This is a genomic window from Roseovarius sp. AK1035, assembly GCF_003288315.1.
In the GTDB taxonomy this organism is placed as follows: Bacteria; Pseudomonadota; Alphaproteobacteria; order Rhodobacterales; family Rhodobacteraceae; genus Roseovarius; species Roseovarius mucosus_A.
In genome coordinates, this window is sequence record NZ_CP030099.1 from 1,012,915 (window position 1) to 1,036,024 (window position 23,110).

The 23,110-nt window shown below is 60.9% G+C and carries 15 protein-coding genes; 13 read left to right on the forward strand and 2 right to left on the reverse strand.

Annotation, left to right across the window (positions count from 1 at the left end; all coding sequences use genetic code 11):
• The first annotated feature begins 24 nt into the window (after positions 1 to 24).
• The 8 genes from RAK1035_RS04910 (at position 25) to tdh (ending at position 13,082) form a co-directional block, all read left to right on the forward strand.
• On the forward strand, positions 25 to 1,458 hold the full coding sequence (locus RAK1035_RS04910) for an NAD(P)-dependent oxidoreductase (protein ID WP_198133613.1): 1,434 nt from the start codon (positions 25 to 27) through the stop codon (positions 1,456 to 1,458).
• 98 nt (positions 1,459 to 1,556) lie between these two features.
• The gene (gene gltB / locus RAK1035_RS04915; protein ID WP_008282647.1) at positions 1,557 to 6,089 is read left to right on the forward strand and encodes a glutamate synthase large subunit; all 4,533 of its coding nucleotides are present in this window, start codon (positions 1,557 to 1,559) and stop codon (positions 6,087 to 6,089) included.
• A 111-nt stretch (positions 6,090 to 6,200) separates the two neighbouring features.
• Positions 6,201 to 6,908 (forward strand): monofunctional biosynthetic peptidoglycan transglycosylase, encoded by a 708-nt coding sequence (mtgA, locus tag RAK1035_RS04920; RefSeq protein ID WP_008282648.1) that lies wholly within the window; start codon positions 6,201 to 6,203, stop codon positions 6,906 to 6,908.
• 57 nt (positions 6,909 to 6,965) lie between these two features.
• Positions 6,966 to 7,631, forward strand: coding sequence for an FtsZ-binding protein FzlA (gene fzlA, locus RAK1035_RS04925; protein WP_008282649.1), 666 nt, complete (start codon positions 6,966 to 6,968; stop codon positions 7,629 to 7,631).
• A gap of 59 nt (positions 7,632 to 7,690) precedes the next feature.
• Positions 7,691 to 8,743 carry a tRNA epoxyqueuosine(34) reductase QueG gene (gene queG, locus RAK1035_RS04930; protein ID WP_008282650.1) on the forward strand — a complete coding sequence of 351 codons (1,053 nt, stop codon included), beginning with the start codon at positions 7,691 to 7,693 and terminating at the stop codon, positions 8,741 to 8,743.
• A gap of 50 nt (positions 8,744 to 8,793) precedes the next feature.
• The gene (locus RAK1035_RS04935; RefSeq protein ID WP_008282651.1) at positions 8,794 to 10,794 is read left to right on the forward strand and encodes a hydantoinase/oxoprolinase N-terminal domain-containing protein; all 2,001 of its coding nucleotides are present in this window, start codon (positions 8,794 to 8,796) and stop codon (positions 10,792 to 10,794) included.
• A gap of 60 nt (positions 10,795 to 10,854) precedes the next feature.
• Positions 10,855 to 12,048 carry a glycine C-acetyltransferase gene (locus RAK1035_RS04940; protein WP_008282652.1) on the forward strand — a complete coding sequence of 398 codons (1,194 nt, stop codon included), beginning with the start codon at positions 10,855 to 10,857 and terminating at the stop codon, positions 12,046 to 12,048.
• Between the two features lie 11 nt (positions 12,049 to 12,059).
• Complete coding sequence (gene tdh, locus RAK1035_RS04945) at positions 12,060 to 13,082, forward strand: L-threonine 3-dehydrogenase (RefSeq protein WP_198133616.1); 1,023 nt, start codon at positions 12,060 to 12,062, stop codon at positions 13,080 to 13,082.
• Positions 13,083 to 13,086: 4 nt separating this feature from the next.
• Here tdh and RAK1035_RS04950 read toward each other — a convergent pair whose 3' ends face one another.
• Entirely contained in the window at positions 13,087 to 13,545 is a 459-nt protein-coding gene (locus RAK1035_RS04950) for an Lrp/AsnC family transcriptional regulator (protein ID WP_008282654.1), read from the reverse strand.
• A 139-nt stretch (positions 13,546 to 13,684) separates the two neighbouring features.
• Between RAK1035_RS04950 and ald the strand changes: the two genes are divergently transcribed.
• From ald to RAK1035_RS04970, 4 genes are all read left to right on the forward strand, one after another.
• Entirely contained in the window at positions 13,685 to 14,797 is a 1,113-nt protein-coding gene (gene ald, locus RAK1035_RS04955; RefSeq protein ID WP_037298625.1) for an alanine dehydrogenase, read from the forward strand.
• A gap of 122 nt (positions 14,798 to 14,919) precedes the next feature.
• Positions 14,920 to 15,966, forward strand: a complete 1,047-nt coding sequence (locus RAK1035_RS04960; RefSeq protein ID WP_008282656.1) for an ABC transporter permease — start codon at positions 14,920 to 14,922, stop codon at positions 15,964 to 15,966.
• A gap of 14 nt (positions 15,967 to 15,980) precedes the next feature.
• Complete coding sequence (locus RAK1035_RS04965; protein WP_008282657.1) at positions 15,981 to 17,165, forward strand: ABC transporter permease; 1,185 nt, start codon at positions 15,981 to 15,983, stop codon at positions 17,163 to 17,165.
• Positions 17,166 to 17,227: 62 nt separating this feature from the next.
• Positions 17,228 to 19,315: a dipeptide ABC transporter ATP-binding protein gene (locus tag RAK1035_RS04970; RefSeq protein WP_037298692.1), complete on the forward strand. Its 2,088-nt coding sequence runs from the start codon at positions 17,228 to 17,230 to the stop codon at positions 19,313 to 19,315.
• A gap of 14 nt (positions 19,316 to 19,329) precedes the next feature.
• On the opposite strand, the gene RAK1035_RS04975 is transcribed toward RAK1035_RS04970, so the two are convergent.
• On the reverse strand, positions 19,330 to 20,547 hold the full coding sequence (locus tag RAK1035_RS04975) for an MFS transporter (RefSeq protein WP_008282659.1): 1,218 nt from the start codon (positions 20,545 to 20,547) through the stop codon (positions 19,330 to 19,332).
• A 132-nt stretch (positions 20,548 to 20,679) separates the two neighbouring features.
• On the opposite strand from RAK1035_RS04975, the gene gyrB reads away from it, so the two are divergent.
• A complete protein-coding gene (gene gyrB / locus RAK1035_RS04980; RefSeq protein ID WP_008282660.1) occupies positions 20,680 to 23,097 on the forward strand; it encodes a DNA topoisomerase (ATP-hydrolyzing) subunit B in 2,418 nt (805 codons plus the stop codon).
• The last annotated feature ends 13 nt before the right edge of the window (positions 23,098 to 23,110 follow it).

A 23,110-nucleotide genomic window follows, 5' to 3' on the forward strand; every position in this document is an offset into this window, starting at 1 on the left:
CCAGTTGACTCGGGAGGAAAAGCCGTGGCCAAGCAACCCATGCTGAAATTTGTGAGCGTTGAGCGGGATATGCCCGAGAAACGTGGCGCAGATGATCGGCGGCAGGATTTCCATGAAATCTATGCCGAATTCGCCGATGCCAAAGCCAAGGAGCAGGCCGGACGGTGTAGCCAGTGTGGCGTGCCCTATTGCCAGAGCCATTGTCCGCTGCACAACAATATTCCGGACTGGTTGCGCCTGACAGCCGAAGGTCGGCTGAAAGAGGCTTATGAAATCAGCCAGTTGACCAACACCTTCCCCGAGATTTGTGGGCGCATCTGCCCGCAGGACCGGCTGTGCGAGGGCAATTGCGTGATCGAGCAATCGGGGCATGGCACGGTCACGATTGGGGCGGTTGAAAAATACATCACCGATACTGCCTGGGAAGAGGGCTGGGTTGAGGTGATCAAGCCAAGTGTGGAGCGCGTTGAATCTGTCGGCATTATTGGTGCTGGCCCCGGTGGGCTTGCGGCGGCGGATGTGCTGCGGCGGGCGGGGGTTCAGGTTACGGTCTATGACCGCTATGATCGCGGCGGCGGGTTGCTGACCTATGGGATTCCCGGTTTCAAGTTGGAAAAGGACGTGGTCATGCGCCGCGTCGAACAACTGGAGCAGGGTGGCGTTAAATTCGTGCTCAATTGTGATGTGGGAACAGACATCAGTTTCGATGAAATCCGCAGCAAACACAATGCGTTGATGATTGCCACCGGAGTTTACAAGAGCCGCGATTTGGACGGCCCGGGGGCCGGTGCAGACGGGATCGTGCGAGCGATTGACTATCTGACCGCCAGCAATCGTGTGTGCTTTGGCGACAGCGTGCCAGAGTATGAAAGCGGCGAGTTGAACGCAGAAGGCAAGCGCATTGTTGTGGTAGGCGGCGGCGATACCGCGATGGATTGCGTGCGCACGGCCATTCGGCAAGGGGCCAAATCGGTTACATGCCTATACCGTCGCGACCGCGAGAATATGCCCGGCAGCCAGCGTGAGGTGGCCAATGCCGAAGAGGAAGGTGTTAAGTTTGAATGGCTGAGCGCCCCTGTTGGCTTTGTTGGCGACCCGGTAACAGCGGTGAAGGTACAGAAGATGCGCCTTGGTGCGCCCGATGCCACAGGGCGGCAGAGCCCAGAGCCGATTGAGGGCGCGATCGAGGATGCGCCCGCCGATCTGGTGATCAAGGCGCTCGGGTTCGAGCCCGAAGACCTGCCAAGCCTTTGGGGGCAAAAGGAATTGGAAGTCACCCGTTGGGGGACGATCAAGGCCGAGTTCACCACTGGGCAAACCGCGATGGACGGGGTTTTTGCCGTGGGCGATATCGTGCGCGGCGCATCCCTTGTGGTGTGGGCGATCCGCGACGGGCGCGACTCGGCGGCGGCAATCCTGAACTATCTGGACCAAGCGCAAGCCGTTGCTGCGGAGTAGCGGTAACCTGTCGGTATTCCAACGATGATCCGACAGCCACGCGACGAGACAACGTGACAGACACACTGACCCACCAGATTAAGGAAGGGTAAAGACCGATGACGACATTTGATCTTAACTGGGCCGAAGAACAGCAAGCCAAGCGCGAGTGGTTGGCAGCCAATGGCATGTATGCCGAAGAAGAGGAGCATTCCTCTTGTGGTGTGGGCCTTGTCGTGTCGATTGACGGCAAACCGTCGCGCCGCGTGGTCGAGGCAGGGATCAACGCGCTCAAGGCGATCTGGCACCGGGGTGCCGTTGACGCCGATGGCAAGACCGGCGATGGCGCAGGCATTCATCTGCAAATCCCGGTGTCGTTTTTTTACGATCAAATCCGCCGCACTGGCCACGAGCCGAACGAGAGCCGGTTGGTTGCCGTGGGTCAGGTGTTCTTGCCGCGCACCAATTTTGGCGCGCAAGAACAGTGCCGGACCATCGTGGAAACCGAAGTGCTCCGCATGGGGCATACGATCTATGGCTGGCGGCATGTGCCGGTGGATATTTCCTGTCTTGGCGAAAAGGCCAACGCAACCCGGCCGGAGATCGAACAGATCCTGATTTCCGATGCCAAGGGATTGGACGAGGAAACATTCGAGCGGGAACTTTATGTGATCCGCCGCCGGATCGAAAAGGCGGTGCAGGCTGCCGGGATCATGGGATTTTACATGGCAAGCCTGAGCTGCCGCAGCATCATCTACAAAGGGATGATGCTGGCCGAGCAGGTGGCGGTGTTCTACCCCGATCTGATGGACGAACGGTTCAAGAGCGCCTTTGCCATTTATCATCAGCGCTATTCGACCAACACCTTCCCGCAATGGTGGCTGGCGCAGCCGTTCCGCATGCTGGCGCATAACGGCGAGATCAACACGCTCAAGGGCAATACCAATTGGATGAAAAGCCATGAGATCCGCATGGCAAGCGGGGCCTTTGGCGATCTGGCCGAAGATATCAAGCCGATCATCCCGCAAGGATCAAGCGATAGTGCCGCGCTGGATGCCGTGTTCGAGGTGCTGGTGCGCGCCGGACGTTCCGCGCCGATGGCCAAGACGATGCTGGTGCCTGAATCCTGGTCCAAGCAGGCCGAAGAGCTGCCGCAGTCGTGGCGCGATATGTATTCCTATTGCAATTCGGTGATGGAGCCGTGGGATGGCCCCGCCGCGCTGGCGATGACCGATGGCCGCTGGGTATGCGCCGGGCTTGACCGCAACGGGCTGCGGCCGATGCGGTATGTGGTTACAGGTGACGGCATGGTGATTGCCGGGTCAGAGGCCGGGATGGTCCCGATTGACGAGCGCACGGTCAAGGAAAAGGGCGCACTTGGGCCGGGCCAGATGCTGGCCGTGGATATGACCCAAGGCAAGCTCTATCACGATGCGGAAATCAAGAACCGTTTGGCGGACGCGCAGCCCTTTGGCGAATGGGTCGGCAAGATCAACGAGCTGGATGAGGCGCTTTCGGGGGCAACAGAGGCCCCGCTTTATTCCGGTTCGGACCTGCGCAAGCGGCAGATCGCAGCGGGCTATAGCATCGAGGAACTGGAGCAGGTTCTGGCCCCCATGGCCGAGGATGGCAAAGAGGCGGTGGCGAGCATGGGCGACGACACGCCAAGTGCCGTTCTATCCAAACAGTATCGCCCCCTGAGCCATTTCTTCCGTCAGAATTTCAGTCAGGTGACTAACCCGCCCATTGACAGCTTGCGCGAATACCGGGTGATGAGCCTGAAGACGCGGTTCGGCAACCTCAAGAACGTGCTGGATGAATCGAGCGCGCAAACCGAGATTCTGGTCCTCGAAAGCCCGTTCGTGGGCAATGCCCAATGGGCCGAGATGATCAAACAGTTCAACGCCGATGTGACCGAGATCGACTGCACCTTTGCGCCCGGCAAGAACGCGCTGCAAGACGGGCTAGAGCGTATCCGCGCCGAGGCAGAGGATGCAATCCGCTCGGGCACCGGGCATCTCATCCTGACGGATCAACACCAGAACGAGGCCCGCGTCGGCATGCCAATGATTTTGGCGACCAGTGCGGTGCATAGCCATCTGACACGCAAGGGGCTGCGCACATTCTCGAGCCTCAACGTGCGCTCTGCCGAATGTATCGACCCGCATTATTTCGCGGTGCTGATTGGCGCGGGTGCCACGGTGGTCAACGCCTATCTGGCCGAGGACAGCATCGCCGACCGGATCGCGCGCGGATTGATCGAGGGGAGCCTGACCGAAGCAGTGGCCCGCTACCGGACAGCGATTGATCAGGGTCTGCTCAAAATCATGTCGAAGATGGGGATTTCGGTGATCTCCTCTTATCGTGGTGGTTTGAACTTTGAAGCGGTCGGGCTGAGCCGTGCGATGTGCGCAGAGTATTTCCCCGGTCTGACCAGCCGGATCAGTGGCATCGGTGTGTCAGGGATTCAGGCCAAGCTGGAAGAGGTGCATGGCCGCGCCTATGCCGGCGGGCAGGATATTCTGCCGATCGGCGGCTTTTACAAGGCGCGGAAATCGGGCGAAACCCATGCTTGGGGTGCGCAGACAATGCATATCCTGCAAACCGCCTGTAACAAGGCAAGCTATGAGCTCTGGAAGCGCTACAGCGCCGCGATGCAGGCCAATCCGCCCATTCATCTGCGCGACCTGATGGCGATCAAGCCACTGGGCAAGGCGATCCCGATTGAAGAGGTCGAGAGCGTAACCGCGATCCGCAAGCGGTTCGTGACACCGGGCATGTCGCTTGGGGCGCTAAGCCCCGAGGCGCACAAGACGCTGAACGTGGCAATGAACCGGATCGGCGCGCGCTCGGACAGTGGCGAAGGCGGCGAAGACCCGGCGCATTTCACGCCAGAGGCCAATGGTGACAACCCATCGGCCAAGATCAAGCAGGTGGCATCAGGCCGCTTTGGCGTGACGGCGGAATATCTCAACCATTGCGAAGAGTTGGAAATCAAGGTCGCGCAAGGGGCCAAGCCCGGCGAGGGTGGGCAGTTGCCGGGCATGAAAGTGACCAAGCTGATTGCACGGCTGCGCCATTCGACCGAAGGCGTGACGCTGATTTCGCCGCCGCCGCATCACGATATCTACAGTATCGAGGATCTGGCGCAGCTCATCTATGACCTCAAGCAGATCAATCCGGGCGTCAAAGTATGCGTCAAGCTGGTGGCGCAATCCGGTGTGGGCACGATTGCCGCCGGTGTGGCCAAGGCCAAGGCGGATGTGATCCTGATCTCCGGGCATAATGGTGGCACCGGCGCATCCCCCGCAACGAGCATCAAATATGCCGGCCTGCCGTGGGAAATGGGCCTGACCGAGGCGCATCAGGTGCTGAGCATGAACAATCTGCGCGAGCGGATCACGCTGCGCACCGATGGCGGGCTGCGTACCGGGCGCGATATCGTCATGGCGGCGATGATGGGGGCCGAGGAATATGGCATCGGCACCGCAGCGCTGATCGCGATGGGCTGTATCATGGTGCGTCAGTGCCAGTCGAACACCTGTCCCGTGGGCGTCTGCACGCAGGACGAGGCGCTGCGCGCCAAGTTCACCGGCAATGCCGACAAAGTGGTGAACCTCATCACTTTCTACGCGCAGGAGGTGCGGGAAATCCTTGCCTCTATCGGTGCGCGCAGCCTTGATGAGGTGATCGGGCGGGCGGATCTGCTGACGCAGGTGTCGCGCGGGTCGGCGCATCTGGATGATCTTGACCTCAACCCGATGCTGATCACCGTCGATGGGGCACAACACCAGCGCTATGACCGGCTCAAGCCGCGCAACGAGGTGCCCGATACGCTGGATGCAGAGATCGTGCGCGATGCCGCGCGGTTCCTGAACGATGGTGAGAAGATGCAGCTGCATTATGCGGTGCAGAACACGCATCGCACCGTGGGCACGCGGGTATCCAGCCATATCGTGCGCAAGTTCGGAATGCGCAATAGCCTTCAGCCGGATCACCTGACGGTCAAGCTGACGGGAAGTGCGGGGCAGAGCCTTGGGGCCTTTGCCGCGCCGGGCCTCAAGATCGAGGTCTCGGGCGACGCCAATGACTATGTGGGCAAGGGCCTGTCGGGGGCAACCATCGTGGTACGCCCACCAATGGCCAGCCCGCTGGTTGCCGCCGAAAACACGATCATCGGCAATACCGTGCTCTATGGCGCGACCGATGGCTATCTCTTTGCCGCGGGCCGTGCTGGCGAACGCTTTGCCGTGCGCAATTCGGGTGCAAAGGTGGTGATCGAGGGCTGCGGCAGCAATGGCTGTGAATACATGACCGGCGGCGTTGCGGTGATCCTTGGCGATATCGGGGCCAATTTTGGCGCAGGCATGACCGGCGGCATGGCCTATCTCTATGATCCGCAGGGCCGCGCGCCGACACTGGTCAATGGCGAAACCCTGGTCAGTTGTGCCGTAACAGAGCCGCATTGGGAGGCCGAGCTGAAAGGGCTGATCGAGCGGCATGTCGCGGAAACCGGCAGCCGCCGGGGGCAGGACATCCTGCAATACTGGGATCAAGAGCGGGCGCATTTCATCCAGCTTTGCCCCAAGGAGATGCTCAACAAGCTGAGCCATCCGCTTGGCATGGTGCCAGAGGCTATTCCGGCAGAATAGAGACGAAATCCGGGGGCTCTGCCCCCGGACCCCCGGAGTATTTTCGCCAAGAAGAACCCGACCCGCGCCAAAGGTGTTTTGCGTGCCCGCGCAGGGCGTTATAGCTGTTCCATGGCACGCGCGCGCAAATCCCCACCCTTACGGGCGAAATCCCGATGGACGCCGACCACATGGCTGGTGCGCTGGTCGCTTGTGGCCGTGCTGATCGTGATCGGAGTGATCGCAGCCCACCGTGAGATTGCACCGCCCAAGACCTATTACATGGGTCAGGAAGAGCGGCGACTGGGCCGCATCGCGCAGGACTGGGTGCCAATGGCGCAAATTGCGCCAGTGATGGCGCGGTCCCTGGTGGCGGCAGAGGATGCCAATTTTTGCCAGCACTGGGGGTTTGATATGGCGGCCATTCGCACGGCGATCGCCGAGGGATCAGGGCGCGGGGCCTCGACGCTCAGTCAGCAAGTCGTCAAGAATGTCTATCTCTGGCATGGGCGCAATTGGGCGCGCAAGGCGCTGGAGGCCAGCATTACTCCGGTGGTCGAAACGCTTTGGTCGAAACGACGGATCATCGAGGTCTATCTTAACGTCGCAGAGTTTGATGAGGGGGTTTTCGGGGTTGAGGCCGCCGCGCGGCACTATTTCGGCGTGAGCGCCGCCGACCTGAGCGCCACGCAAGCGGCACGGCTGGCGGCGGTGCTGCCTGATCCCAAGGGACGCTCCGCGTCAAAACCATCGCAGGCATTGCGCAACCGGGCCGCTGGTATCCTTGATGGAGCGGCAACGATTGACCGAGATGGGCGCGCCACCTGTTTCGAGGATTGAAAACCGCAGCCAAAGGGGGCATTGAGGGGCGACCCCCGAGACCACAGGTAATCGTTCATGGCCAAGCTCTATCATGTCCCGCTCTCGCCCTTTTGCCGCAAGGTTCGGCTGAGTCTGGCGGAAAAGCGGATCGAATGTGAGCTGGTGGAAGAGCGCTATTGGGAGCAGGATCCGGACTTTCTGCGCCGCAACCCGGCTGGCAAAGTGCCCGTGCTGCGGATCGACGGCAAGACCATGTCGGAGAGTGCCGCGATCTGCGAATATCTCGAAGAGAAGTATCCCGAACCGTCCCTGATGCCCAAAGGCACCGATGCGCGCTATGAGGTGCGGCGGCTGGTGGGGTGGTTTGACGACAAGTTTCATAGCGAAGTGACCAGCAAGTTGGTCTATGAGCGGGTGAACAAGAAGGTGATGAAGCTAGGCTTTCCCGACAGTCGCAATGTCAAGGACGGCGCCAAGGCGATCAAATATCATCTGGATTACATGGCGTGGCTGTTGGATCACCGGCGCTGGCTGGCGGGCGATGTGATGACGCTGGCGGATTTTGCGGCGGCCGCGCATCTTAGCGCGCTGGATTACATCAGCGATGTAGACTGGACGCGCAGCGAGGCGGTCAAGGATTGGTATGCCAAGATCAAGTCGCGCCCGGCGTTCCGCGGGATTCTGGCGGATCAAGTGTCGGGATTTCCGCCGCCTGCGCATTATGCTGATCTCGACTTTTAGGTTGGGGGCGCTGCCCCCGTCGCCGCAAGCGGCGACTCCCCCGAGGTATTTTGCGCCAGATGAATGTTGGGCTGAAACAGAGACTGATTGATCAAGCGCTAGCCGAAGGGTTTGACGCCTGTCGGATGTGTCGCCCATGGGATGTGGGGCATGTGCCCGAGCGTTTGGCCGCATTTCTTGGGCAGGGCTATCACGGGCAGATGGGCTGGCTGGCAGAGCGCAGCGAGTGGCGCGGCGCGCCTGAGGCGCTCTGGCCCGAGGCGCGCACCGTCATCATGTTGGGCGAAAGCTATACCCCCGAGGAAGACCCCTTGGCCGGGTTGAAGCGGTCCGATTGCGGCAACATCTCGGTTTATGCACGTAACAGAGACTATCACGACACGGTCAAGAAGCGGTTGAAACGCTTGGCGCGCTGGCTGATCGACGCGGGCGGCGGGGAGGTGAAGGTGTTTGTTGATACGGCCCCCGTGCCGGAAAAGCCGCTTGGACAAGCGGCGGGGCTGGGATGGCAGGGCAAGCACACCAACCTGGTGAGCCGTGAGTTGGGAAGCTGGTTTTTTCTTGGGTCCGTTTTTACGACACTGGATCTAGAGACGGATCCGGCGGAAATCGATCATTGTGGGTCTTGCCGCGCCTGTCTGGACATCTGTCCCACCGATGCCTTTCCCGCGCCCTATCAGTTGGACGCGCGGCGCTGTATTTCCTATCTGACGATCGAGCATAAGGGGCCCGTGGATGAAGCCCTGCGCCCCGGTCTGGGCAACCGGATTTATGGCTGCGACGATTGTCTGGCGGTCTGCCCATGGAACAAGTTTGCGGTCGCGGCGCGTGAAGTGAAGTATCACGCGCGCGACGATCTGGTGGCCCCACGGCTGGCGGAGCTGGCAATGCTGGACGATACCGCGTTCCGTGCGCGATTTTCCGGCAGCCCGATCAAGCGCATCGGGCGGGATCGGTTTTTGCGCAACGTGCTCTACGCGATTGGCAATTCCGCAGATCCCAGCCTGCGCGCGGTGGCGCAATCGCAGTGCGAGGATGCGGATGCGGCCGTCGCGGATGCGGCGCGGTGGGCGGTCAAACGACTGGATCGTGACGCAAACGGGCTGGCATAGCGCGAGAAACCCGCTACACCCCTAGCCTGACAGTCAAAGAGGGCAGGCAGATGGCGTTGTTGTTGGGCGTGGACACCGGGGGCACATATACCGATGCCGTTCTGATCCGGGATGAGCGCGAGGTGATTGCGAGCGCCAAGGCGCTGACGACACGGGCCGATCTGGCCGTAGGAATTGGTGCTGCGGTCGAGGCCGTGATGCGCGAAAGCGGCGCGAATGTGGGCGATATCGGCCTTGCCTCCCTCTCGACGACCTTGGCGACCAACGCGCTGGTCGAGGGGCAAGGCGGGCGCGCAGGCCTAGTTTATATCGGGTTTCGGGCGGCAGATTTGCAGGCACATGGGCTGGCCGAGGCGCTGGGCGGTGACCCGGCGATTGTGCTGAGTGGTGGCCATAACCACGCCGGAGGCGAGGCAATGCCGCTGGATAAAGAGGCGCTTTTGGCTTGGTTAGAGACTAGAACAGGGGCAGAGGCCTATGCGGTGGCATCGCTCTTTGCCACCAGAAACCCCGCGCATGAATTGGCGGCGGCAGAGACGATCCGCGCGGTAACGGGACGGCCTGTGAGCCTGTCGCATCATCTGTCGGCCAAGCTCAACGGGCCGAAACGGGCGCTGACCGCGCTGCTGAACGCGCGGCTCATCGGGATGATTGCGCGGCTGATCGACCGAGCCGAGGGCAAACTGGGCGAGTTGGGGATACACGCGCCGCTGATGGTGGTGCGGGGAGACGGGGCGTTGATCAGTGCCGATCAAGCGCGGGAACGCCCCATCGAGACCATTCTGAGCGGGCCTGCGGCAAGCATCGTGGGCGCGCGCTGGCTGACCGGGGCGGCGCATGCGCTGGTGTCGGATATTGGCGGAACAACGACCGATGTGGCGGTCCTGCGCGAGGGGAGACCGGCGATTGATCCCGAAGGCGCGCGTGTGGGCCCATGGCGCACCATGGTCGAAGCGGTCGCGATGCGAACCTTTGGGCTGGGTGGTGACAGTGAGGTTCATGTGCGCGACGAAGGGCTAGAGGGCGGCGTGATCCTCGGCCCGCGGCGCGTGGTGCCGGTGAGCCTGATGGCGGCAGAGGCACGCGAGGCGGTGCATGGCGTGTTGGAGGAACAATTGCGGGCAGTGGCCCCCGGCGAGCATGACGCGCGGTTCGTGCGCGCGGTACCGGGGATCGAGGCCGGGGGATTAGGCGAGCGCGAAGAAGCTTTGTTGAGCCGGATTGGTGTCGATGTGCGCCCCGTCGGCAAGGTGCTTAAGACGCGCATGGATGGCGCGGCGCTGACACGCTTGGTGCGCCGGGGGCTGGTGCAGGTGGCGGGTATCACGCCGTCGGATGCAAGCCATGTGCTGGGCGGGCTGGACAGTTGGGATGCAGAGGCCGCGCGCATGGCGTTGGAACTGGTGGCGCGCAAGCGAACCGGGTCGGGCAACCGGCTGGCGGAGGGGCCAGAGCATTTGGCGCGCATGATCGTGGATCGCCTGACGCATCAGACAAGTTTAGCCTTGTTAGAGACTGCTTTTGCCGAAGAAGACATGGACTTTGGCCTGTCTCCTACGGCGCTGGCCGAGCATGTGCTGATGCAAAAAGGGTTGGATGGGCATCGCGGTTTGGTGCGAATCGAAAGCGGGCTGGCGGTGCCGGTGATTGGTCTCGGTGCGTCGGCGGCGAGCTATTACGGCGCGGTGGGTTCGCGGCTGGGCTGCGAGATGATCCTGCCTGCGCATGGCGGCGTGGCCAATGCGATTGGCGCGGTGGTGGGCCGTGTGACGATCCGGCGGGGCGGCACGGTGACATCACCCTCTGAGGGCAAATACCGCGTGCATCTTGAAAGCGGTCCAGAGGATTATGCCGCGTCCGACACCGCGATGGCGGCGCTAGAGGCGGTTTTGCGGGCCGAAGCACAAGCCGAAGCCGAGGCGGCCGGGGCAGTGGATATTCATGTTACCGCGCGCCGTGCCGTAAAAGAAGCGCAGGCCGAGGCGCGACGGGTGTTTTTGGAAGCTGAAATCGTGGTAGAGGCGAGTGGACGGCCTCGTATCGCCGTCTGAGGTGTGGGGGCGCTGCCCCCGGTCCCGGAGCAGTTCGGGAACACTGAACGGGAGGGCGACATGACAGCAGCAGATCGGTTTGACGCGGATATTGCAGGGCGACTGGACGGGTTGCGCGATGAGGGGCTCTATAAGGGCGAGCGGGTGATCGCCTCGATGCAGGCGGGCGAGGTGCGGCTGGCGGATGGGCGCGCGGTGGTGAACCTCTGCGCCAACAATTACCTGGGTCTGGCAGATCATCCCGAAGTGATCGCGGCGGCGCATACGGCGCTGGACCGTTACGGGTTTGGCATGGCGAGCGTGCGGTTTATTTGCGGAACGCAGGAAGAGCACAAAGAGCTAGAGGCGCGGATCGCCGGGTTTTTAGGGTGTGAGGATGCGATCCTTTATGCGGCGGCGTTTGACGCGAATACCGGTTTGTTCGAGACGATCTTGGGGCCAGAGGATGCGATCATCAGCGATGCGCTCAACCATGCGAGCATCATCGACGGTATCCGGCTCTGCAAGGCGGAGCGCTATCGCTATGCAAATCGGGACATGGCCGATCTGGAGCGGTGTTTGCGCGAGGCGAAGGGCGCGCGGCATCGGCTGATTGCAACGGATGGCGTGTTCTCGATGGATGGAACTTATGCGCCCTTGGATGAAATTTGCAATTTGGCCGCGCGCTATGATGCAATGGTGATGGTGGATGATTGCCATGCCACCGGCTTTGTCGGCGAGACCGGGCGCGGCACACCCGAGCGGTTCGGGGTGATGGACCGTGTGGATATCCTGACCGGCACGCTGGGCAAGGCGCTGGGCGGGGCCTCGGGCGGGTATACGGCGGCAAGTGCGCAGGTGGTGGATTGGCTGCGGCAACGCTCGCGCCCGTATCTTTTTTCCAACACGCTGGCGCCGGTGATTGCGGGGGCCTCGCTCAAAGTCTTTGATATGCTGGAGGACGGCGCGGAGCGGCGTGCGCGGCTCTGGGACAATGCAGCGTATTTCCGCGAGAGGATGGGCGCACTGGGGTTTGAAATGCTGCCCGGCGAACATGCGATCATCCCGGTCATGTTGCGCGATCCGAAGCTGGCGCAAGAAATGGCAGCGCGGCTGAATGATCGCGGCGTTTATGTGACGGCCTTCAGCTTTCCGGTGGTGCCCAAGGGGCAGGACCGGATCAGAACGCAAATGAGTGCCGGGCTTACGCGCGATATGCTGGACCGGGCGATTGACGCTTTTGCGGTCGTGGGCCGCGACCTAGGAGTGATCTGATGCAGAACGAGATGAAGGCGCTGGTCAAAGCCAAGGCCGAGCCGGGGCTCTGGATGGAATACGTGCCGGTGCCCGAGGTTGGGCCATCGGATGTGCTGATCAAGGTGCGCAAATCGGCGATTTGCGGCACCGATGTGCATATCTGGAAATGGGACGAGTTCTCGGCCCGGACCGTGCCGGTGCCGATGGTTGTGGGCCATGAATTCGTCGGCGAGATTGTCGATACCGGACCTGCGGCGGTGAAATACCGGATTGGTCAGCGGGTGAGCGGCGAGGGGCATATCGTCTGCGGCACCTGTCGGAACTGTCGCGCGGGGCGAGGGCATCTGTGCCGCAATACCAAAGGGGTGGGCGTACATCGCCCCGGTTCCTTTGCCGAATATCTCTGTATCCCCGAAAGCAATGTGGTGCCAATTCCAGAGGATATTCCCGACGAGATTGCAGCAATCTTTGATCCCTTTGGCAATGCGGTGCATACCGCGCTCAGTTTCGATCTGGTGGGTGAGGATGTGCTTGTCACAGGCGCGGGGCCGATTGGCATCATGGGGGCGCTGGTCGCGCAAAAGGTGGGCGCGCGCAAGGTGGTGATCACCGATATCAACCCCTACCGTCTTGATCTGGCACAGCGGATGGGGGTGCAGCATGTGGTTGATGTGGGCAAAGAGCACCTGCGCGATGTGATGGCCGACATCGGCATGACCGAAGGCTTTGACGTGGGGCTTGAGATGTCTGGTGCGGCCCCGGCGATGCAGCAGATGATCGCGCGGATGAACAATGGCGGCAAGCTGGCGCTGTTGGGGATTGCACCCACGGAATTTGCGGTGGATTGGAACGCGGTGATTTTCAAGATGCTGCATATCAAGGGCATCTATGGCCGCGAGATGTATGAGACTTGGTACAAGATGATCGCGCTGGTGCAATCGGGGCTGGATGTGTCGGGCCTTATCACCCACCGGATCGGAATTGATGATTTCGAGCAGGGCTTTGCCGCGATGATTTCGGGCAATTCGGGCAAGGTGGTGATGGACTGGTAGGGGATCAGAGCGGCAGCGCGGTGGTCTTGAACACGGTGCGCAGGGCAAAGCTTGATTGCATTTTCGCCACGCCGGGCAGCCGGGTCAGGTATTGGCGGTGGATACGCGCGAAATCCTCGGTATCCTCTGCGACGACCTTGAGGATATAGTCGGCAGTGCCGGCGGTGAGGTGACATTCCAGCACATCGGGCACCCGCGCCACCGCCTTTTCAAAGGCGTCGAGCACCTCGTCTGCCTGCGTGGTAAGCGTAATCTCGACAAAAATCGTGGCGGGCACGCCCATTTTACGCGGGTCAAGCAGAGCGACATAGCCCTTGATATACCCATCGGATTCAAGGCGCTGCACGCGGCGGTGACAGGCAGAGGCTGAGAGATTGACCTCTTCTGCGAGGTCGGCGTTGGAAATGCGCCCGCGCCGCTGAAGGACATGCAACAAGCGACGATCTGTCGGATCGAGGGACATTTGCGCAAGACCTTTCCCACTAATCACATAATTTCCGAAGGATATTCACAAAATCCCGTAAAAGGCGAGCGAAATTTCAATCTCCTTGCGCGCATTCTGTTGCAGACTCCGCGCAAAACAACACAGGGAGGAGTATAATATGAAAATAGGTTGTCCGACGGAAATCAAGCCACAAGAATTCCGCGTAGGCATGACGCCCAATGCCGCAAAAGAAGCGGTGGGTCATGGCCATGAGGTGCTGATCCAATCCGGCGCAGGCCTTGGAGCAGGGTTTGACGATGCCGCTTATGAGGCGGCAGGCACCAAGATTGTTGGCACCGCCACAGAGATTTTCGCACAGTCCGACATGGTGGTGAAGGTCAAGGAACCGCAGGCCGCCGAGCGCAAGATGCTGCGCGAGGGGCAGGTTCTGTTCACCTATCTTCATCTGGCACCAGACCCCGAACAAACCAAGGATTTGTTGGCCTCGGGTGCGACCTGCATCGCCTATGAAACGGTGACGGATCGCGCAGGCGGTTTGCCTCTGCTTGCGCCAATGTCGGAAGTTGCCGGGCGCTTGGCGCCCCAAGTGGGCGCGTGGACGCTGCAAAAGGCCAACGGCGGGCGCGGCGTGCTTATGGGCGGTGTGCCCGGTGTCGGACCGGCGCGGGTGATCGTGATCGGCGGCGGCGTGGTGGGCACGCATGCGGCCAAAATCGCCGCAGGCATGGGCGCGGATGTGACCGTGCTCGATCGCTCTTTGCCGCGTCTGCGCTATCTCGATGATGTGTTTGGGGGCAGCTTCAAGACCGGTTATTCCTCGGCCGGGTTGCTGGAAGAATTGCTGCCGCAGGCGGATATGGTGATCGGCGCGGTTCTGATCCCCGGTGCCGCCGCACCCAAGCTGGTGCGCCGCGATCAGTTCGGCATGATGAAGCCGGGATCGGTGCTGGTGGATGTGGCGATTGACCAAGGCGGATGCTTTGAAACCTCGCGCGCCACAACGCACCAAGACCCGATTTATGAGGTCGACGGGATCATGCATTACTGCGTGGCCAATATGCCGGGGGCCGTTGCGCGCACCTCGACGCTGGCACTGGGCAATGCGACGATGCCCTTTATGCTGGCGCTGGCCGACAAGGGCTGGAAACGCGCCTGTGCCGAGGATGTGCATTTGCTCAACGGTCTGAATGTGCATGCCGGTCAGTTGACCTATGCCGCTGTCGGCGAGGCGCTGGGGATAGCCACGGTTGATCCCAAATCGCTGATCTAACGGACAGCGCCCCCAGTCCGAAAAGGCTGGGGGCGTTTTCTGACAAGACCACGTCGCAAATGATGCTGGACCGCCTGCCCCCCGTCGACTAGCGTCATTGAAAACGCCAACAGGGGGCGATTATGGCCATGTTCATCCTGCGCCGTGTTGGGGTCATGATCCTGACGGCGCTCTGTCTGACATTTATCGTCTTTTTCCTGACCAATCTTTATCCCAACCTCGAAAAGCTGGCCAAGACCCAAGGCGACTTTCGCATGAGCGATGAGGAAGTGGCCAGTTATCTGGGCCGCAATGGCTATTTGCAGCCGATGGCGGTGAAATATGGGCAATGGCTGGGCGTGGTGCCGGGTTTCGTGATCCTTGATCGCGACGGGGTGACGCGCGGGCAGTGCATCGAACCGGGCACCGCCCCTGAGGATGCGCCAAGGTTCTGCGGCATTCTGCAAGGCGACTGGGGCTATTCGACCGTGTTCCGCGAGGATGTGGGCAAGATCCTTGGCGACAAGCTGGCGCTGACAGGCAGGCTGATGTTCTGGGTGATGGTGTTGATGGTGCCCTCGGCCCTGATCCTTGGCATCTTGGCGGGGATGCGTGAGGGGTCGCGCACCGACCGCACGCTGTCGACCTTTGCCATCACCACCACGGCAACACCGGAATATGTGTCGGGCGTGCTTTTCATCGCGGTGTTTGCCAGCACTGCCGTGGGCCTCAAATGGTTCAAGGGCACGGCGACGGCGGCGATGGATAACCCAACGTTCGAGAATTTCTTTTTGCCGGTTCTGACCATCGCGCTCTATGGTATGGGCTATATCGCGCGGATGACGCGGGCCTCTATGGCCGAGGTGATGACCGCGCAATATATCCGCACCGCGCGCCTCAAAGGCGTGAGTTTCCCGAATGTCGTGATGAAACACGCGCTGCGCAACGCGCTTATCGCGCCCTTTACGGTGATCATGCTGCAATTCCCATGGCTTTTGAACGGGGTCGTGATTGTTGAAACCCTGTTCAACTACAAGGGCTTTGGCTGGACGCTGGTGCAGGCGGCGGGCAACAATGACATCGAATTGCTGCTGGGGGTTTCCGTGATCTCTGTGGTGGTGGTGCTGGTGACGCAGCTGATTTCAGACATCGGCTATGTCTTTCTCAATCCGCGCATCAGCGTGCGCTAGGGGGTATCGGGACCATGGAACCATTAAGCTGGAGCGAGATTGCCCTGCGGATGCTGGGGCTGTTCCTGCCGGTCTGGATCGCGCTGATTGTGACCTTTGCGCTGTCGATCACCTTCAAGCGGCGTCTGGGTCTCTATGGCAAGCTGTTTGACAGCCCCATCGGGATGGTCGGCTTTGCCATGGTGATGTTCTGGGTGTTCACCGGCATCTTTGGCGGTGCCTTTGACATGATCCTGACGCATGACGTGCTGTCGCAATCCGCCACAATGAAGAACAAAGGGCCGGGCACGCCCTTTACCCAGATGATGGGCACGCCCGATCCGGGGGCCTATCCCTATTACCTTTTGGGCGGGGATAATCTGGGCCGGGATGTCTTTAGCCGAATGATCGCGGGCGCGTGGGAGGTCATCAAGATCGCGCCCTTTGCCAGCATGTTCTCATTCATGGTGGGGATCACGCTGGGCCTGCCCGCGGGCTATTATGGTGGGCGACTGGACACGCTTTTGTCGTTCATGGCTAACCTGATCCTCGCCTTTCCGGTGATCCTGTTGTTTTACCTGCTGGTCACGCCCGAAATCGTGCAAACCGGGATCCCCGTCTATATGGCGGCGGTGCTGTTTCTTTTTCCGATCATATTTCTGCTGCTGTTGTGGAATTCGCGCTATCACACGCAACCGTCGCGGCGGAACGTCTATGTGGGGGTCACGTTGGTGATTGGCCTCTGGCTCTATTCCGGGATTGCCTGGGATGCCGATCCGCTGGGGCTGGTCAGCTTTCCGCCCAACCTCTTGGTGGTGTTCGTGGCGGTTGTGTTCGTCAATTCACCCACGGTGTTCCGGATCGTGCGCGGCCTGACCATGGATATCAAAACGCGCGATTACGTGGCGGCGGCGCAGACACGGGGCGAGCGGCCTTGGTACATCATGCTGTGGGAAATCCTGCCCAATGCGCGCGGGCCGCTCTTGGTCGATTTCTGCCTGAGGATTGGCTATACGACGATCCTTTTGGGCACGCTCGGGTTCTTTGGTCTGGGGCTCAGCCCCGAGAGCCCGGATTGGGGCAGCACCATCAATGACGGGCGTAAATTGCTGACGATGTATCTGCATCCCGCACTTCCGCCGGCCTTTGCCCTCTTGTCTTTGGTGCTGGGCCTCAACCTCTTGGCGGATGGTCTGCGCGAAGAAAGCCTGCGTGATTGAAGATGAGTATTTGAAGGACGCTGAAAGAGGGCGGCAGCGCCCCGGTGACAAGGGAGATGGACATGGCCAAGCTGGACTATGACGGGCCGATCCTCGAGATCGAGAACCTGTCGATTTCCTTTTTCACCCGGTTGCGCGAAATTCCGGCGGTGATGGATTTTTCCGTGACGGTGCAACCCGGCGAGGCGGTGGGGCTGGTGGGCGAATCCGGCTGCGGCAAATCCACCGTGGCGCTGGGCGTGATGCAGGATCTGGGCGTGAATGGCCGCATCGTTGGCGGATCGGTGCGGTTCAAAGGCCGCGATCTGGCCAAGATGAGCGCCGCCGAATTGCGCGATATTCGCGGCAATGAAATCGCGATGATCTATCAGGAACCGATGGCGAGCCTGAACCCGGCGATGCGGATCGGCAAGCAACTGATCGAAGTGCCCATGATCCACGAGGGCATTTCCGAATCCGAGGCTTGGGCGCGGGCGCTGGAGGTGGTGCGCGATGTGAAACTGCCCGATCCCGAACGCATCATGCGCAGCTATCCCCATCAGCTGAGCGGCGGACAGCAACAGCGCATCGTCATTGCCATGGCGCTGATGTCAAAACCGTCGCTCTTGATCCTCGACGAGCCGACGACCGCGCTTGATGTGACGGTCGAGGCGGCAGTGGTGGAGCTGGTCAAGGATCTGGGCAAGAAATACGGCACCTCGATGCTCTTCATCAGTCACAACCTTGGTCTGGTGCTGGAAACCTGCGACCGGATTTGCGTGATGTATTCCGGCGAGGCGGTTGAAACCGGCAGCATCAAGGATGTGTTCGACAAGATGCAGCATCCCTATACGCAGGCGCTATTCCGGTCGATCCCCCTGCCCGGCGCGGACAAGAACACGCGACCACTCAAGGCTATTCCGGGCAATTTCCCCCTGCCGCATGAACGCCCAGAGGGCTGCAATTTCGGTCCACGCTGCGATTATTTTCAGGCGGGCCTGTGCGATGGCGGCGATATTCCCATGGCGGGGATCAGGGGCGATGACCGGCATTTCACCCGCTGTCTGCGGTTTGCCGACATTGATTGGAACGCCCCGATCGAGGCCATGGCGCAACATGAGGCGACCGCGCCGGGCAAGGTCGTGCTCAAGATGGAGAACCTCAAGAAGTATTACGAGGTGGCAGCCAATGCGCTGTTTGGTGGGAGCAGCGGCAAAAAGGTGGTCAAGGCCAATGAAACCCTGAGTTTCGAGGCCCGCGAAAGCGAGACGCTGGCGATTGTGGGCGAGTCGGGCTGTGGCAAATCCACATTCGCCAAGGTCTTGATGGGGCTAGAGACCGCGACCGAGGGGCAAATCCTGCTGGATAACCGCAATATCGAGCAGATCCCGATTGAGAAGCGCGATACGCAAACCGTGGCGGATGTGCAGATGGTGTTTCAAAACCCGTTCGATACGCTCAACCCGTCGATGACGGTGGGCCGCCAGATCATCCGCGCGCTCGAGGTGTTTGGCATCGGCGACACGGATCAGGCGCGCCGCGACGAGATGCTGCGCCTGCTTGATCTGGTGAAACTGCCGAGGGAATTTGCCGAACGTATGCCGCGTCAACTGTCGGGCGGGCAGAAACAGCGCGTGGGCATCGCCCGCGCCTTTGCCGGCGGTGCGCGCATCGTGGTGGCGGATGAACCGGTGTCGGCGCTGGATGTGAGCGTGCAGGCGGCGGTGACGGATCTCTTGATGGAGATTCAGCGCAAGCAAAAGACAACCCTGCTCTTCATCAGCCACGACCTTAGCATCGTGCGTTATCTGAGTGATCGGGTGATGGTGATGTATCTTGGGCATGTCGTGGAACTGGGCACCACCGATCAGGTGTTCGCCCCCCCCTATCACCCCTATACCGAGGCGCTGCTTTCGGCCGTGCCGATTGCCGATACGCGGATCACCAAGAAACATATCGTGCTTGAGGGTGATGTGCCTTCGGCCATGAACCCGCCACCCGGCTGCCCGTTCCAGACACGGTGCCGATGGAAATCAGAGGTGCCGGGGGGCCTGTGCGAACGCGAGGTGCCGCCGGTGCGCGAACTGGTGCCGGGGCATCAGGTGAAATGCCACCTGTCGCAAGAGATGTTCAACCAGATGGAGCCGGTGATCACGGTGGCGGCGGAATAGGGCCAGCAAGCCTGCTAGACCGTCAGCGCCCCGCGTGCGCGCAAGACCCCGATGGTCATCATCCCGCTGGCAAAGACGAAATAGCCCGCGATGAGCACGAATTGCGTCTCGATGCCAAGACCCAGATCAATACCAAGCCCGGTCAGCCCCGGCCCGATAGCCGATCCAAGAACCATGACGGCGGCGGCCATGGCCTTGATGCTTCCCAGATGGGCGGTGCCATAGAATTCCGCCCAAAAGGCATTGGGCAAGGTGCTATTGGCCCCCGTGGTCAGCGCCAGACACACGAACCCCAACAGCAAGAGGCCAGGCCCCCCCGAGACGGCAAAGAGCAGGAACGCAGCGACCATCGGCAGTTGCATGAAGGGCAAAAGCCGTGCTGTCCCCAGCCGGTCCAACGCCCAGCCCGACAGGATCATCGCGCCAATACCCACCGCCGTATAGGCCGGGAACATCGCCACCAGTGCCACATGGCTTAGGCCTTTGACCTCAGCGATATGCACCTGATGGAAAAAGAACGCGGTGTTGAAGGCGGAAGGGCCCAAGAGCGCAGGCACCATGAACCAAAAGAGAGAGTGCCGCAGCGTCTGGCGGCGGGTCCAGTGGCGCGCATCCATACCCAGCGACTGGCTGCTTTCAGCCCAGCTTTGCGGGGTGCGTTCCTTGGCCAAGAGCACCAGCAAGAGCGGGATGCCCAATGCCGCCACCAGCGCCGCGCCAACCCAAAGCACGCGCCAATCATAAATCGCCAAGAGTGACACGAAGATAAGCGGCAAAAACGCCTCGCCCAGCGCAAAGCCCAAGGTCGCGACAGAGAGCGCCTTGCCGCGCGCGGCCACGAACCAGCGCGCCATGGCAACCACGGCCAGATGGCTCAGCATGCCCTGTCCGGTAAAGCGCAGCGCAAAGATCACCAGCGGCAACAGCCACCAGACCGGATTGGCCGCCATAAAGAGACATGCGCCGACCATGAGAAGCAGAACCAGCGGCGCCAGCCTGCGCACACGAAAAAGATCCGTCAGCCCCCCGGCCCAAACCATCACCAGCGCCGATGCCGTGGTGCCCAGCATATAGATGCCACCCCATTGCCCATGGCTGAGGCCAAAACTCTCGCGGATTTCACCGGCAAAAATCGAGATGAAATAGGTCTGCCCGAAACTGCTCAGGAAGGTCAGCAAGACCCCGGCGGTGAGCCAGGGCGCATTGTCACGGAGAAAGGCGAGAATCGGCATGTGCCTTGTTCGCGCGAAACGCCGCTGAAGGAAAGAGGAGCGCACCAGAGGTGGCGCAAAATATGGGGGAATGGCGTGACATTCCCCCCCAGACTTCGTATAAAATGGCAAAACTTCCGAAGGAAAAACCGCATGTCCGAACCCGCCGCCGCACCCGAAGAATATGGTGCTGATTCCATCAAGGTTCTCAAGGGGTTAGAGGCAGTCCGCAAGCGTCCGGGGATGTATATCGGGGATACCGATGATGGCTCTGGTCTGCACCATATGGTTTATGAGGTCGTGGACAACGGCATTGACGAGGCCTTGGCCGGTCATGCCGATGCCGTCAACGTCACGATCCATGCCGACTCTTCGGTTTCAGTCAGCGACAATGGGCGTGGCATTCCGGTAGATATTCACGAAGGCGAGGGCGTATCTGCGGCAGAGGTCATCATGACCCAACTGCACGCAGGCGGCAAATTCGACAGCAATTCCTACAAGGTGTCGGGTGGTCTGCACGGCGTGGGCGTGTCGGTTGTGAATGCCCTGTCTGAATGGCTGGAATTGCGCATCTGGCGCAACGGCAAGGAACACTATGCCCGGTTCGAGGGGGGCTTTACCGTTGAATCCCTGCGTGTGGTGGGCGATGCCAACGGGCGCAAGGGCACCGAGGTACGCTTTCTCGCCTCAACAGAAACCTTCTCTAATCTCGAATACATCTTTGAGACACTGGAAAAGCGTCTGCGTGAACTGGCCTTTCTCAATTCCGGGGTGCGGATCATCCTGACGGATGAGCGCCCGACAGAGCCGCTCCGCTCGGAGTTGTTCTATGAAGGCGGCGTCAAGGAATTTGTCAAATACCTCGACCGTCACAAATCCCCCGCTATGCCAGACCCGATCTTTATCACCGGCGAGCGCGACGATATCGGCATCGAAGTGGCGATGTGGTGGAATGACAGCTATCACGAAACGGTTCTGCCCTTTACCAACAACATCCCGCAGCGCGATGGCGGCACCCATTTGGCGGGCTTTCGTGGTGCGCTGACCCGCACCATCAACACCTATGCCCAGACCAGCGGCATCGCCAAAAAGGAAAAAGTCACCTTTACCGGCGATGACGCCCGCGAGGGTCTGACCTGTGTTCTCTCGGTCAAGGTGCCTGATCCGAAATTCTCATCCCAGACCAAGGATAAACTTGTCAGCTCCGAGGTGCGACCGGCGGTCGAGGGGTTGGTGGGCGAAAAACTTGCCGAATGGTTCGAGGAAAACCCACAGGTGGCCCGCGTCATCGTGGGCAAGATCATCGAGGCGGCCCATGCCCGCGAGGCTGCGCGCAAGGCGCGCGAACTGACGCGGCGCAAGAATCCGATGGATGTCAATTTCCTTGCGGGGAAACTCAAGGATTGCTCGTCCAAGGACCCTTCCAAGACCGAGCTTTTCCTCGTCGAGGGTGACAGCGCCGGTGGCTCTGCTCAGACTGGCCGTGATCGGGGCACGCAGGCGGTTTTGCCCCTGCGCGGCAAGATCCTCAATGTCGAGCGTGCCCGCTTTGACCGGATGCTGGGCAGTCAGGAAATCGGCAATCTGGTGATGGCTTTGGGCACCGGCATTGGCCGGGACGAATTCGACATCAAGAAATTGCGCTACCACAAGATCGTCATCATGACCGATGCCGATGTGGACGGCGCGCATATCCGTACCCTGCTGCTTACCTTCTTTTACCGGCAGATGCCGGAGCTGATCGAAGGCGGATACCTCTATATCGCGCAACCGCCGCTCTACAAGGTGATGCGCGGCAAGTCCGAGGTGTATCTCAAGGATCAGGGCGGGCTGGAGGACTATCTGATTGCCCAAGGCACCACCGATGCCGCGCTGCGCCTTGGCTCGGGCGAGGAGATCGCCGGCCCCGACCTCGTGCGCGTGGTCGAAGAAGCGCGGCAGGCGCGCCGTATCCTAGAGGCCTTCCCAACCCACTATCCCCGCCACATCCTTGAACAGGCCGCGATTGCCGAGGCGTTCTTGCCCGGTCGCGTGGACAGTGACCTGCAAGGCGTGGCGGATACCGTGGCGGCCCGGCTCGACATGATTTCCAACGAATACGAACGCGGCTGGCAGGGGCGCCCGACCCAGGACAAGGGCCTGCGCCTGTCGCGCACCGTCCGCGGAGTCGAGGAAATGCGCACGCTCGACGGCCCCGTTCTGCGCGGCGGCGAGGCGCGCAAGCTGGCGCAATTGACTGCGCCGCTGCGCGATATCTACCGCGAGCGCGCCACGCTCATCCGCAAGGACCGGGCGCAGGCCATATATGGCCCTCTCGACCTCTTGGATGCGATCCTGAAAGAGGGCGAAAAGGGCCTGAGCCTGCAACGCTACAAAGGCTTGGGCGAAATGAACCCCAATCAGCTTTGGGAAACTACGCTTGACCCCGAGGCGCGCACGCTTCTTCAGGTCAAGATCGACGATGTGGCCGAGGCCGACGATCTCTTTACCAAGCTGATGGGCGACGTCGTCGAACCGCGTCGCGAGTTCATCCAAGATAACGCGCTCAACGTCGCAAATCTGGATTTCTGAATGGGATGGGGGG